Annotated in this window: 10 protein-coding genes; 2 read left to right on the top strand and 8 right to left on the bottom strand. The window is 73.9% G+C overall.

All coding sequences use genetic code 11. The annotated features are described in order from the left end of the window. Window positions 1–11: 11 nt before the first annotated feature. Entirely contained in the window at window positions 12–779 is a 768-nt protein-coding gene (locus ACGFX4_RS04195; RefSeq protein ID WP_393070088.1) for an SDR family NAD(P)-dependent oxidoreductase, read from the bottom strand. 137 nt (window positions 780–916) lie between these two features. On the opposite strand from ACGFX4_RS04195, the gene ACGFX4_RS04190 reads away from it, so the two are divergent. Then, the gene (locus ACGFX4_RS04190) at window positions 917–1,543 is read left to right on the top strand and encodes an NAD(P)-dependent oxidoreductase (RefSeq protein WP_393070086.1); all 627 of its coding nucleotides are present in this window, start codon (window positions 917–919) and stop codon (window positions 1,541–1,543) included. Window positions 1,544–1,573: 30 nt separating this feature from the next. Here the strand turns inward: ACGFX4_RS04190 and ACGFX4_RS04185 are convergent, their stop codons facing one another. Beyond that, the gene (locus ACGFX4_RS04185) at window positions 1,574–2,521 is read right to left on the bottom strand and encodes an EamA family transporter (protein WP_393070084.1); all 948 of its coding nucleotides are present in this window, start codon (window positions 2,519–2,521) and stop codon (window positions 1,574–1,576) included. 216 nt (window positions 2,522–2,737) lie between these two features. On the opposite strand from ACGFX4_RS04185, the gene ligD reads away from it, so the two are divergent. Then, window positions 2,738–3,667, top strand: a complete 930-nt coding sequence (ligD, locus tag ACGFX4_RS04180; protein ID WP_393070082.1) for a non-homologous end-joining DNA ligase — start codon at window positions 2,738–2,740, stop codon at window positions 3,665–3,667. 7 nt (window positions 3,668–3,674) lie between these two features. Here the strand turns inward: ligD and ACGFX4_RS04175 are convergent, their stop codons facing one another. The 6 genes from ACGFX4_RS04175 to ACGFX4_RS04150 form a co-directional block, all read right to left on the bottom strand. Next, window positions 3,675–4,940, bottom strand: coding sequence for an MFS transporter (locus ACGFX4_RS04175; protein WP_393070080.1), 1,266 nt, complete (start codon window positions 4,938–4,940; stop codon window positions 3,675–3,677). A gap of 300 nt (window positions 4,941–5,240) precedes the next feature. Further along, the gene (locus ACGFX4_RS04170; RefSeq protein WP_393070078.1) at window positions 5,241–5,831 is read right to left on the bottom strand and encodes an NADPH-dependent FMN reductase; all 591 of its coding nucleotides are present in this window, start codon (window positions 5,829–5,831) and stop codon (window positions 5,241–5,243) included. 127 nt (window positions 5,832–5,958) lie between these two features. Further along, window positions 5,959–8,034, bottom strand: a complete 2,076-nt coding sequence (locus tag ACGFX4_RS04165) for a tetratricopeptide repeat protein (protein ID WP_393070076.1) — start codon at window positions 8,032–8,034, stop codon at window positions 5,959–5,961. A 6-nt stretch (window positions 8,035–8,040) separates the two neighbouring features. Continuing rightward, entirely contained in the window at window positions 8,041–9,285 is a 1,245-nt protein-coding gene (locus ACGFX4_RS04160; protein WP_393070074.1) for a hypothetical protein, read from the bottom strand. Between the two features lie 542 nt (window positions 9,286–9,827). Further along, entirely contained in the window at window positions 9,828–10,448 is a 621-nt protein-coding gene (locus ACGFX4_RS04155) for a hypothetical protein (RefSeq protein ID WP_393070072.1), read from the bottom strand. A 131-nt stretch (window positions 10,449–10,579) separates the two neighbouring features. Beyond that, entirely contained in the window at window positions 10,580–11,980 is a 1,401-nt protein-coding gene (locus tag ACGFX4_RS04150; protein WP_393070070.1) for a cellulase family glycosylhydrolase, read from the bottom strand. Window positions 11,981–12,160 lie beyond the last annotated feature (180 nt).

The following is a 12,160-nucleotide window of genomic DNA, read 5'->3' as shown; positions in this document are numbered from 1 at the left end:
CGGACGGCCGGTCAGAGGATCACGCGGCCGCCGCTCACGTCCAGCGTCTGGCCGGTGATCCAGCCGGACGCGCCGGAGGCGAGGAACAGCGCGGCGTCGGCGATGTCCCGCGGTTCGCCGAGCCGGCCGAGCGGGTGCGCGGCGGCCACCTGGCGCTGCACCTCGGGCGGCATCTGCGCGGCGGTCCGCTCGGTGCGCACCGCCCCGGGGGCGATCGCGTTGACCCGCACACCGTCCGCGGCGACCTCGGCGGCGAGGTGGCGGGTGAGCATCAGCACCCCGGCCTTGGCGGCCGCGTACGCCGCGCTCGCGCCGCTGGGCAGCCGGCCGGCGGTGGAGGCCATGGTGACGACCGAGCCGCGGCGCCGTTCGACCAGGCCGGGCAGGAAGGCGCGGACGGTGAGGAAGGTGGCGGTGAGGTTGCCGTCCAGGACCGAGCGCCAGTGCTGCTCGCTCTCCCGGACGGTCGGCACGGGGTAGCCGTCGCCGCCCGCGAAGGCAGCGAGCACCTCGACCGGTCCGAGCCGCTCGGCGACGGCGGCGGCCGCCCGGGCGAGCGCGTCGGCATCGGTGCAGTCGGCGGTGACGGCGAGCGCCTTCGCGCCGGCCTCGCGCAGCTGGTCCGCGACGGCGTCCAGCGCGGCGGTGTCGCGGCCGAGCACGGCCACGGCGGCGCCCTGGCGGGCGAAGGCGCGGGCGGTCTCGGCGCCGATGCCTCGGCTGCCGCCGGTGATCACGACGACCTGGCCGGCCAGGTCGGGGTAGCGGGTGTCGTCCATGGTTCCTCGCCCTTCGGTGTGGCGTGGTGGGTGTGGTTCACTGGTTTCAGTCATACAGCCTGTCTGACTGAATTGCCAAGGCCGACAGCGCGCCCACCGCCACCCGTCGGCCCACCGCCTTCCGGAAGGAACCACCGATGCGCATCGCCGTCCTGGGAGCCGCCGGCCGCACCGGCCGGCTCGTCACCGACCTCGCCCTCGCCGCCGGCCACCAGGTCACCGCCGTCGTCCGCGACCCCGCCAAGCTGCCCGCCTTCGCCCACGGCACCCCCGAGGCGGTCCGGGCGGACGTCCAGCAGCCCGGCGCGCTGCGCGCCGCCCTCACCGGGCAGGACGCCGTCGTCTCCACGCTCGGCACCGCGAGCCGCGCGGCCACCACCGTCTTCTCCGACGCCGCCCGCGAACTCACCTGCCTGCCGTGGCTGCGGCACGTCCTCGTGATGTCCTCGGCCGGACTGGAGAGCGACCACCTGCCGTTCGCCCAACGGCTGGTGACCCGGCTGGTGGTCGACCGCGTCTACCGCGAGGTGCACCACGACCTGGAGCGGATGGAGGGCGTTCTGGCCGCCTCCGACCTGCCGTGGACGGTCCTGCGCGTCCCGATGCTCAAGGACGGCCCCGCCGCCCCCGAGCCCCTCACCGCCTACGACCGTCCACTCCCCCGCGCCGGCACCGCCACCCGCGCCACCGTCGCCACCTGGCTGGTCACCCACCTCGGCGACCCGGCGACCGTCCACCACCGCATCGCCCTCGCCGACGGATGACCGGCCGACGGGCAGCCCGCCGACGGGTGGTCAGCCGTCGCGTTCGCCCGCAGTGACGCGTTCGCCCGCGGTGAGCAGCAGCAGGCCCGCCGCCAGGACCGCCAGGCCGCACCAGGACGCGCCGGGCAGCCGCTCGCCGAGCACGGCCACGCCCAGCACCGCCGCCACCGCCGGTTCGGCGAGGGTCAGCGCGGTGGCGGTCGCGGCGGGGGTGCGGCGCAGCCCGTACCCGAAGAGCCGGTAGGCGAGGAAGACCGTGAAGAGTGCGAGGTAGCCGGCCACGGCGGCTCCCCCGCCGGTCGCCAGCCAGCGCGGGTCGAGGGCGAGCACCAGGGGCAGCACGGCCAGCCCGGCGCCGCCGAACAGCACGCCCATCACCGCGTCCGACGGCCGTCCGGCGCCGATCAGCCGCCCGCCGATCAGCGAGTACCCGGCGTACGCGAGCCCGGCGGCCGCCGCGAGCAGCACCCCCGCCAGATCGATCTGCCCCGCGGCGCCACCCAGCACCAGCAGCGCGCACCCGAGCACGGCGGCGGCCGTCCCGGCGGCCCAGCGGGCGGTCGGCCGGTGCCGGCCGGTGGCCCAGGCGAGCAGCCCGGCGAAGACCGGGGCGCTGCCGAGGGCGATCACGGTGGCCACGGCGACGCCGGTGCGGGCGACGGCCGGGTAGAACGCCACCGGGTAGCCAGCCACTGCCGGGACGCCGGCGGCGAGCAGCCACCGTTCGCGGCGGGTCCAGGCCGGGCGGGGGCAGCCGGCCAGGGAGGTCAGGTAGAGGAGCACGCCGCCGAGGGCGAGGCCCGCGCAGCCGATCGCGGCGGCGGGGGCCCCGGCGGGGGCGAGGGAGGCGGCGGTTCCGGTGGTGCCCCACAGGACGGCGGCGCCGAGGACCGGCGCGGGTCCGGTCCGCAGGGCGGCGCGGGTAACGGCGAGCGGGGAGGTGCGGGCAGGGGTGAGCGGGGAAGTGCGGTTCGGCACGGCGGTGACTCTTCCGTCGTCGCGGGCGTTCGGGATCTGCTCCGGAACGGGCGCACGACAACGGGCCCCTCGGCGGGGCCGTCACACGGGTCGGATCGTCGCGCGCCCGGTCAGCCCGCGAGCGGCGGCAGGACGACGTGCCAGTAGCTGTTCACCCGGCGATCGTACCCGTCCGGCGGGCGCGGCCCGGGTCCGGCGGCGGGTACACGATCAGGTGTGGAGATCCGTCCGATGCTGGCCACGGCGAGTACGCGCCGCGCGTTCGACGAGCGCTGGGTGCTGGAACGGAAACTCGACGGCATCAGGGCCCTCGCCGAGCGGGACGGCGACCGGGTGCGGCTGTGGTCCCGGACCGGCCAGGCGCTGGAGGCCGGCTACCCGGAACTGGTCGCGGCGCTCGCCGCCCAGCCCGTCCCGCGCTTCACCGTGGACGGCGAGATCGTCGCCCTCGACGGGGACGTCACCAGCTTCGCGCTGCTCCAGCAGCGGATGGGCCTGCACGACCCGGTCCGCGCGGTGGCCGGCGGCGTCGCCGTCACGTACTTCCTCTTCGACGTGGTCTCCCTGATGGGACACGACACCACCGCGCTGCCGCTGACCGACCGCAAGGCGCTGCTCGCCGAGTCGATCGCCTTCGCCGGCCCGCTGCGCTACACCGAGCACCGGCGGGCGCCCGCCGGGCCGGTACCGCTCGCCGCGGCGTGCGCGGCCGGCTGGGAGGGGCTGATCGCCAAGCGCGCGGACAGCCGGTACCTGCCGCGCCGCTCGGCGGACTGGCTGAAGCTCAAGTGCGAGGCCGGGCAGGAGTTCGTGGTCGGCGGGTTCACCGACCCGGCGGGCACCCGGGCCGGCTTCGGCGCGCTGCTCCTCGGCTACCACCAGGGCGGACGGCTGCGGTACGCCGGCAAGGTCGGCACCGGCTTCGACACCCGGACGCTCCACGCGCTGCGCACCGTCCTGGACGGGCTCGTCCGCGCCGACAGCCCGTTCGGCGAGGACGTGCCGCTGCGCCGACCGCACTGGGTCGAGCCCCGGCTCGTCGCCCAGGTCGCCTTCACCGAGTGGACGCGGGACGGGCGGCTGCGCGCCCCGCGCTTCCTCGGACTCCGCCACGACCGCCCGGCCGCCGAGGTCGTCCGCGAATGACCGGCCGTCAGCCGGCCGCGGCCGCCACCACCGCTTCGGTCCCCGCAGGCTTCACCGGCTCCGCGGGCAGCGTCCGGACCGAGCGCAGCCCCAGCAGCGCCAGCGCACACGGCACCGCGACCGCCGACATCGCCACCAGCCCCGTCCGCACGCCCACCACCTCCGTCAACGGACCCGCCAGCGCCAGACCCAGCGGCATCAGCCCCGCCGACAGCAGGTGGTCGAAGGAACTCACCCGCGACAGCGACCGCTCCGGGATGTGCGTCTGCAGGGCGGTCTCCCACAGCACGAAGAACACCGACACCGCGACACCCGTCACCGCCTCCAGCACCGCGATCAGCACCACCGGACCGCCGCAGCCGATCACCACCGCCTGACAGGACGCCACCGCCAGGGCGGCGGCCGCCACCACCATCGGACGGTCCGGGCGCAGCCGGTACAGCCACAGGTCCCCGGCCAGCGCGCCGACCCCGAACGCGGCCGTCACCAGCGCCCAGCTGTTCGCGCCGCCCCACTCGCGGTCCGCGAGCACCGGGCCGAGCACGAACACCGCCGGCAGCACCACCACGTGGTACATCGACATCCCCGCCATGCCCGCCCACACCCACGGGCGGCTGCGCACCTCGTCCCAGCCCTCGCGCAACTCCCGCAGGAACGACTCCCGCTCCGCCGGACGGTCCGCCGGACGCGCCACCCTCAACCGGGCCAGGAAGACCGCGCTCACCGCGAAACTCACCGCGTCGAACGCCAGCGCACCACCCGGACCGACCGCCGCGATCAGCCCTCCCGCGACCGCCGGACCCACCACCACGCTGCCCGACATCACCACCCCGCGCAGCGCGTTCGCCTCACGCAGCCGCTCCGTCGGCACCAGCAGCGGCAGCAGCCCGCTCGACGCCGGCGTGAAGAACGCCGTCGCCACCCCCGACACCGCCATCAGCGCGACCAGCTCGCCCACCCCGCAGCGGCCCGCCAGCAGCAGCGCCGCCGCAGCCGCCTGCACCGCGAACCGCGCCGCGTCCGCCACCAGCATCACCCGGTGCCTCGACAGCCGGTCCGCCCACACCCCGCCCACCGGCACCAGCAGGAGCAGCGGCACCAGCCCCGCCGCCGTCACCCACCCCACGTCCGCCGCCGAACCACCCACCGACAGCACCGCGAACGGCAGCACCACGAACGTCACCCGGTCACCCAGCACCGACAGCGACTGCCCGAAGAACAACCGGGCGAACAACGGCTCGTCACGCAGAACCGACGGCAGGGCGAGTCTCACGGCAGCACCGATCACGAAGCAGCGGGCAGGGCAGCCCACGACGCTAGACCAGCCCCCCACCCCATGGCACCCGCTTTTCCCCGCTGCGGCCGGCGGCCCGGCCTCAGGCGCGCATGCACTGATCTCAGGACCGTCTTCGGGCGAAACCCAGAGGTCGATGATGCGCGGACTCTCCGACACCACGACAGCTTCCGTTCGGGGGCGGTACGGGCCGATCGGCGACAGGTCGCCGTCCGTGGATCGGCAAGGAGTTTTGACACGGAGCATCGGCCGAAGGTGGTGGCGCCGCGGGGAGTGGTGTCACGCGGAGCGGGAGACGGCCGCGATGTCGGGGGTGGTGGCGGTGCGGTGGTGCTGGGCGAAGGTGACGACCTGGTGGGCGAGGAGGTGGAGACGGGCTTCGAGGTCGCGGTCGGCGGGGGCGCCGCGGACGGGGCCGTCGACGGTGATGCCGAGGGGGGTGGGCCAGCCGCGGAGGGCGTGGACGATGTCGCGCAGGGTGCGGAGGGCGTTCGCGGGGCCCTGGGTGCCTTGGCCGGTCACGAGGCAGCCGACCGCCCGGCCGTCGAGGTAGGGGGCGGGGCGGTCGCGGAGTTCCTCCAGGTGGTCGAGGGCGTTCTTGAGCAGGCCGGAGACGGAGCCGTGGTAGCAGGGCGATCCCAGCAGCAGGCCGTCGGCGACGGCGACGGACGCGACCAGGTCGAGGGCCGCGCCGTCGGATGCCGCACCGGGGGTCCCGTAGAGCGGGAGCCGGAGGCGTTCGCCGGTGAAGAGGTCCACCCGTGCGCCGAGCGCCTCTGCGTGGGCTGCCGCCCGGCGCAGCAGGCGCTCGGTGGACGAGGGGGTGGACGCGCTGCCGCACAGCACGGCGATTCTGACCGGGCCTGTCATGGCGGCTGCCCCGCTTTCTGCTGGTCGGTTCGGATGCGGCGCACGGCTCGGATGCGGCGCGCGGCTCAGGTGCGGCGCGCAGCTCGGACGCGGCGCGCGGCTCGGGTGCGGCGCGCGGCGGTTGCCGTCAGCCGGTGGCGGCGCATTCGGCGCTGAGGGCCTCCAGTTCCGTCCGGTCGGCGCCGGGCAGGGCGAGGGCGCGCCGGTAGTCGGCGAGGGCGAGGTCGGGGCGGCCGTCGGCCTGGTGGGCGATGCCGCGGTTGAGCAGGACGTCGGGGTCGTCGCCGATCAGGTCGAGGAGGGTGGTGAGGTCGGTGACGGCGTCGGGGTGACGGCCCTGTTCGTGGTGGACGACGGCGCGGTTGAGGAGCGCGGCGGGGTACTCGGGGTCGAGGGCGAGGGCGGCGTCGAGCGCTTCGCGGGCCCGGTCGAGTTCGCCGCACTGCAGGGCGACGGTGCCGCGCATGCAGAGCAGTCGGGGGTCCAGCGGGCGCAGTGTCAGCCCGGCGGTGACGTCGGCGTCCGCGGCCTCGAACTCCTCGAGGTCGAGGAGGAGTTCGGCACGGGCGAGCCGGGTGTCGAGGTCGTCGGGTTCCATTTCCAGGACGTAGCCGAAGTCGGCGAGCGCGCCCTTGGTGTCGCCGGCCTCGACGCGGGCGGTGCCGCGGTTGTAGTACAGCTCGGGGAACGGCGGCGCGAGGTCGACCGCGCGGTCGTAGTCGGCGAGGGCGGCGTCGAAGTCGCCGCGGGTGCGGTGGATCCGGGCCCGCTCGGAGAGGTAGTCGGTGTAGTAGGGGTCGAGTTCGACCAGTGTGGAGTAGTCGGCGTACGCCTCGTCCAGCCGGTCGGTGGCGGTGAGCAACCGGGCCCGGTTGTAGAGCAGTTGGGAGCGGTGCAGCCGCCACTGCGCGTCGGTGAGCTGCGCGTCGAGCCGGGCGATGCAGGACTCGACCAGTTCCAGGGCCCGGCCGAGGTTGCCGCGGTGCATCTCGACCAGGGCGAGGCCGTTGTCGTGGAAGACGCTGTAGGTGAGCCGGTCGGCGGGGTCGGGGAGGATGCTCGCGATGGCGACGGCGTTGTTCTGCCAGCGCAGGGCGAGGTCGTGGTCGCGGGGCCGCAGGAAGCGGGTGTGCAGCATGGCGATGGAGTAGCTGGTCATCATGTGGACCTTGGGGTCCGTGAACCGCTGGATGACGTCGAGGTAGAGGTCCATCGACTGCTCGTGGCGGCCGAGCGGGATGCAGGCCGCGGCCGCCTGGTGGGTGAACTCCCAGAAGTCGTGCGGGTGGACGTCGGGGGCGGTGACGGCGCGTCCGCGCAGGCCGAGGTCGATCACGGCCGCCGAGAACCCGACCTCGACGCAGTGCCGCTGGGCCGCGAGCAGCGCGGTCCGGCCCGCCCCGGACGGGTCGCTGCCGTGCTCGCGGTGGTGCGTGAGCGCGCCGACCCGTACGCCCGGGTGGAGTTCGGCGGCCTCCAGCTCCTCGGCGCGCCGGTCGTGCAGGTGGGCCCGCAGCTCGGGCGGTGCCTCCCGGTAGGCGCGCAGCTCGGCGGGGTCGTCGGACACGCAGTCGCCGCGGACGTACGCGCGCACCAACTCCTCGTCCGTACGCACGAGCGGCTCGGCGCTCGACTCGTCCACTTCGCAGGCCCGTTCGGCGCAGCGTTCGAGGGCGCGGTGGAGTTCCTCGGGCAGGTCGCCGGTGCCGGTGCGGACGGTCAGCCGCAGCTGGGCGGGGTCGGCCCGGCGCAGCAGGAGGGCGATCACTTCCTGGGTGGTCGGTTCGGCCCGGTCCACCTGGTGGAGGACGAGGTGCGGCGCGGGTTCGCCGGCCGTGCGCAGTCGGGCGGCGTGGGCGATCAGGAAGGAGACCACGCCCTGGCTCATGCAGCGGATCATCCCGGCGCCGAAGAACCGGGTGCGCTCCTCGAACGTGGACTCGATCGCCAGGGTCTGCGGCGCGGGGCCGATCAGGTCCGCCAGGTCGGGCATCCCGTACAGCAGTTCCACGCGGTGGAAGTCCACCAGGTCGGGCCACCGGCGGACGGCCTCGGGCAGCACGGCGCGCAGCACGGTGTCGACTCCGGTGTACGGCCCGCGCAGGCGCCGGTGGCAGCCGGCGACGATCTCGGTGGCGGCAGACTGCGCCGACTGCGGCGGCACCGCCGGAAGCTCGCTGACGATCCAGCGGTGACTGGGCATGTCGGTTCACCCTTCCATCGGGACGGTCGTTGTCGGGACGCTCGCGGACGCGGAGGCCTGCGCGGACGCAGGCGCGGGCCGGCGCTGCTCGCGGCGCTTGCGGCGGGCGAGGACGATCAGCGTGGCGCCCTGGGCCGCGTTCAGGAGCAGGGACAGCAGCGAGTCCCAGAAGTGCGCGTCGACGCGTCCGGAGCCGAGGGCGTGGGCGGCGATCCGCAGGTAGTCGAGGGTGATCGGGATGCTGGCGAAGGCGGTGATCCCGACCAGGACGCAGAACCCGAGCACGATGAACGGCCCGTAGAAGGTGCCGACCCGGCGGTCCTGCTCGGTCCACTGGTTCTCGTCGACCTGCCGCTCCGGGCGGCCCAGCAGGCGCCAGATCCGGTTCCTCAGCACGGCCTTGGCGGCGTCGTGCAGGTCGTAGCAGCCCAGGGCGGTGGCGAAGACGTAGTACAGGTCGGTGCGCAGGTACAGCTGGAACTGCCAGCAGATCCGCATCACCACGGTGAAGCCGAGGGCGAGGCAGACCCGGCCGGTGGTGGAGAGGGCGCCGTCGGCGTCGCGGCCGGCCTGGGCGATCAGGCCGAGTGCGGCCAGCACCACGGCGTCGCAGAGCATGCCGGACAGGAACGGCAGGTAGCGCTTGCGGCGCTCGACGCTGAGCAGGCCGTTGGTCTCGGTCTCGGCCACGATGTAGGTCAGCCGGTTGCTCAGCCGCAGCTTGGTCGGCAGGCCCAGCCGGCGGCCGGCCAGGATGTGGAAGCCCTCGTGGGCGAGCAGCAGCGGCACCTGCCCGAAGGTGATCACCAGTTGGACCACCAGCAGCGACCGGACGAAGAAGATCTGCGACGGGTGCGGGCGCAGGTCGCCGTGCCCGGCGGCGGCGACCGCCCACAGCGCCACGACCGCCAGGTAGCAGCACCACGCCACCGGGGAGAACGCCGCGCGGCCCAGCCGGCGGAACCGGACGGGCGCCGCGGGGGCGTCCGCCTGCTCGGCCCCGGCATCGCGGACGAAGCCCAATTCACGGATCGTGTCGAGGAAATCCTCGACGTCGACCTCTTCCTCGAAGGTCTCCTCGTACCACTCGGCCGCCCGGCCCAAGGGCATCCCCTCGGCGATCCTCCGGAGCAGCTCCGCGCCGTCCGCCGGAAATACCGCGTACGAGCCGGTGTCGAGTCGGCCGACCAGCACCTCGTCGCCTTCCGGGACGAAACTCAACTCGTACAGCGCAATGGTCGATTCGCTCACGGTGCTCCAAAACCTCGAATGAACCGATCTGCCCGGCATTCCCGCCGCACCCGCGCGCACCGGACGGATCCGGCGCGCGCGGGTGGACTCACAGGGTCACCGTCAGGCGTTGACGTGGTACGGGCACTGGCACGCGGCCGAGGTCAGACGCACATCGCCGGTCCGACGGACGGTGATCTTCTTGGCCGTCTTCTTCAGTGCAGCAGTCGACTTCACAAGAACCTCCCTGCTCGCTGTTGTCCCGACCGGACGGCCGGGCGGGAGCAACCCTGCCCGGTTGAATATGACACGTCAATAGACGCGATGTGAACCACGATGAACCGCGGAGATCCAATTTCGGGACGCCGCCGATTGAGCTGCTGCGTTTCGCCGTCGAACCGACGAAAATTCCCTGACGGACCGTCAGGAAGTGGAGTGGTAATTCTTTCTGGAGATACCGGAAGGAATGTCCGGGAAACCGTGCGGTCCCTGGTGCGCGTGGTGCCGGAACGGCGGGTGGGCCCGACGGGCCGGCGGGTGGGCCGCCGGCCCGGCGCCTGCGCTCACAGCCCGAGCAGTCGCACCACCTCGCGCGGATCCCGCCACCCGGTCACCTCGGCCACGACATGTGCGCGGGCCCACTCCGGCACCATCGCCCGGCAGTAGTACTCGGCCGTACTGCACTGGGCGCACCACTGCCAGTGCCGCCCCACGCCGCACATCGCCTCGCCGCGCTCGACCCACCGGCTCTCCGGCCCGTCGATGCTGAACGCCAGGTACAGCGTCCCGGTCCCGCACTCCGGGCAGCCGTTCTCCCGGGTCACCACCCGGTCCTCGATCATCGCGTTGAACGCCCGCTGCCAGGGGACCTGGTCCGCGGGCCAGACCCAGACCGGGCCCTCCGTCCGGCCCCTCAACTCCCGGACACCGCGCAGCGCTTCGGCGTCCATGCCCGACAGCTCGATCCGATTCACGCCCGGCGGGAGGTCGCGAAGCTCCACACCGCTCCGCCGGATCGCCACGATCCGCAGCTCCACCGGCGCCTCGCTCCCGTCCGCGAGGACGGCCCGGTCGAAGCCGTCACCGACCTCCACCGGGCCCTTGACCACCCGGGCCAGGCACACGACCGCCCCGTCGGCCTCCCCCACGACACCTTCGACGGCGATCCTCACCGCTGCACCCATCGCCCTGCTCCTCCTCGACCGGGCCGACCGGTCCGGCCGCCCGACACGGATCATGGGCCCCTGAGGCACCTGCCGCCATCGCATTTCGGACGGCCCCGGAGCACCCCGCGCGCCGGGCGCCGGACACGGCCTCAGGGGCGGGTGACGGTCACCTGGACGGTGCCCTGCCCGGGGGCCGTGGCGAGCTGCAGCAGCCGGGCGCCCGGGGACGACACCACGGTGCCGCCCTGGACCTGGACCTGGTAGCCGTCGGGGTAGGCGCTCGGCGGCAGGTACACCTCGGTGACGGCGTCCGCGGCGACCGGGCGGCCGGGGTCGATGCCGGCGGCGCCGTACCAGAGGGTGAAGGTTCCGGTGGTGGTGTCGTAGTTCCACTGCTGCGGGGTGCCGGCGACCGCCCGCGGGTACGGCCGCACGATCGCCGGGTCCATCAGGTTGGGGCCGGTCGGCGGCTCCTGCGGGTGGTTGGGGGTCTGGTTCTGCGCCAGGGACCAGAACATCCAGGAGACCATGCTGTCGTCGAAGCGGTCGGCGAGGCGGGTGAGCCTCGCCGCGTCGGTGGTGGCGCCGAACTCGGTCACCACCGCGGCCACGCCGTCGGCCACCGCCCGGTCGAGCCCGTTGGTCACGCAGGTGTCCTCGCCCACGCAGTAGTCGTGGTAGCTCAGGCCCGCGTCGGGGTCGCCGGTCGGGTTCGGCATGAAGTCGGGCGTGCCGAAGTCGTTGGTCAGGGAGGGCTCGTAGAACAGCAGGTGCTTCCGGTCGACCTCCCGGATCGCCTTCATGGCCTTCGCCTGGAACGGCGCGAGCACCCCACGCTCGAAGTCCGGGCAGCCGTTCGGGAAGCACGTCGGGTAGTCCCAGCCGGGCCACGGCTCGTTGATCAGGTCGTAGCCCAGCACGTAGGGCCGGTCCGCGAAGCGCTGCGCGACGTGCGCCCACATGGCCGCGTAGTGCTCCTGCACCCCGACGCCGTCGGGCGCGGCGCGGTCGCGCCAGAAGTTCGCCCAGGTCTGGTTCTGCGCGGGGCTCGTGAAGTAGACCAGCGGGAAGCCCGGGTTCGGCTGCACCGGCAGCCCGTCCGGGAACGTCGCCCACTCCGGGAACCCGCTCCAGCTCGCGCCCACCGACTCGTTGAATGCGTCCTGGTGCGAGTCGACCAGACTGTGGATGCCGTACCGGGCCAGCAACTGCTGGGTCTGCACGATCTGCTCGATGTAGCCGTCGTCGTAGACCCCGGGCTGCGGCTCCACCGCGTTCCACGCGAATCCCAGCCGGACGGCGTTGAAGCCGTTGTCCGCGAGGAACTGCGCGTCCTTCTCCCCGAATCCGCCGGCCGCGGGGAAGTACGGCGGCTTCTTGTACACCAGGTTGACGCCGTGCAGGGTGATCACCCGCCCCTGATCGTCGGTGAGCCACCGACCCGCATGCCCCAGCACGGGGGTCGAGGGCGCCGCCGCGGCCTGGGTCGTCAGCCCCAGCACCAGCATCGCGGCACCGAGACAGCGCGCCATCGAGGACCTGATCGTCATTGCACGAACCTTCCGACGGGCATGCACCACCGACGCCCCGATCTCTACACCGCCCCACCACCCCGGCCATGACGACCCGCCCGACCGTGACCCGGAGTGACCCGAATGCTCGTTCCGACGGGCAGTCACGGGACGGTGACCCTACGTTGCCCAGTGAGGGGGCTTCCCGATGAGAGGTGC

Origin of the sequence: Kitasatospora sp. NPDC048365 (assembly GCF_043200835.1) — a bacterium.
In the GTDB taxonomy this organism is placed as follows: Bacteria; Actinomycetota; Actinomycetes; order Streptomycetales; family Streptomycetaceae; genus Kitasatospora; species Kitasatospora terrestris.
The sequence above is the reverse complement of the archived record's forward strand: the minus strand, read 5'-3'. Positions and strand labels throughout refer to the sequence as shown.

Excerpts from the sequence above, each read along its gene's own strand:
- ACGFX4_RS04195 (WP_393070088.1), bottom strand. The coding sequence starts at position 779 with ATGGACGACACCCGCTACCCCGACCTGGCCGGCCAGGTCGTCGTGATC.
- ACGFX4_RS04190 (WP_393070086.1), top strand. The coding sequence starts at position 917 with ATGCGCATCGCCGTCCTGGGAGCCGCCGGCCGCACCGGCCGGCTCGTC.
- ACGFX4_RS04170 (WP_393070078.1), bottom strand. The coding sequence starts at position 5,831 with ATGACAGGCCCGGTCAGAATCGCCGTGCTGTGCGGCAGCGCGTCCACC.
- ACGFX4_RS04165 (WP_393070076.1), bottom strand. The coding sequence starts at position 8,034 with ATGCCCAGTCACCGCTGGATCGTCAGCGAGCTTCCGGCGGTGCCGCCG.
- ACGFX4_RS04155 (WP_393070072.1), bottom strand. The coding sequence starts at position 10,448 with ATGGGTGCAGCGGTGAGGATCGCCGTCGAAGGTGTCGTGGGGGAGGCC.
- ACGFX4_RS04150 (WP_393070070.1), bottom strand. The coding sequence starts at position 11,980 with ATGACGATCAGGTCCTCGATGGCGCGCTGTCTCGGTGCCGCGATGCTG.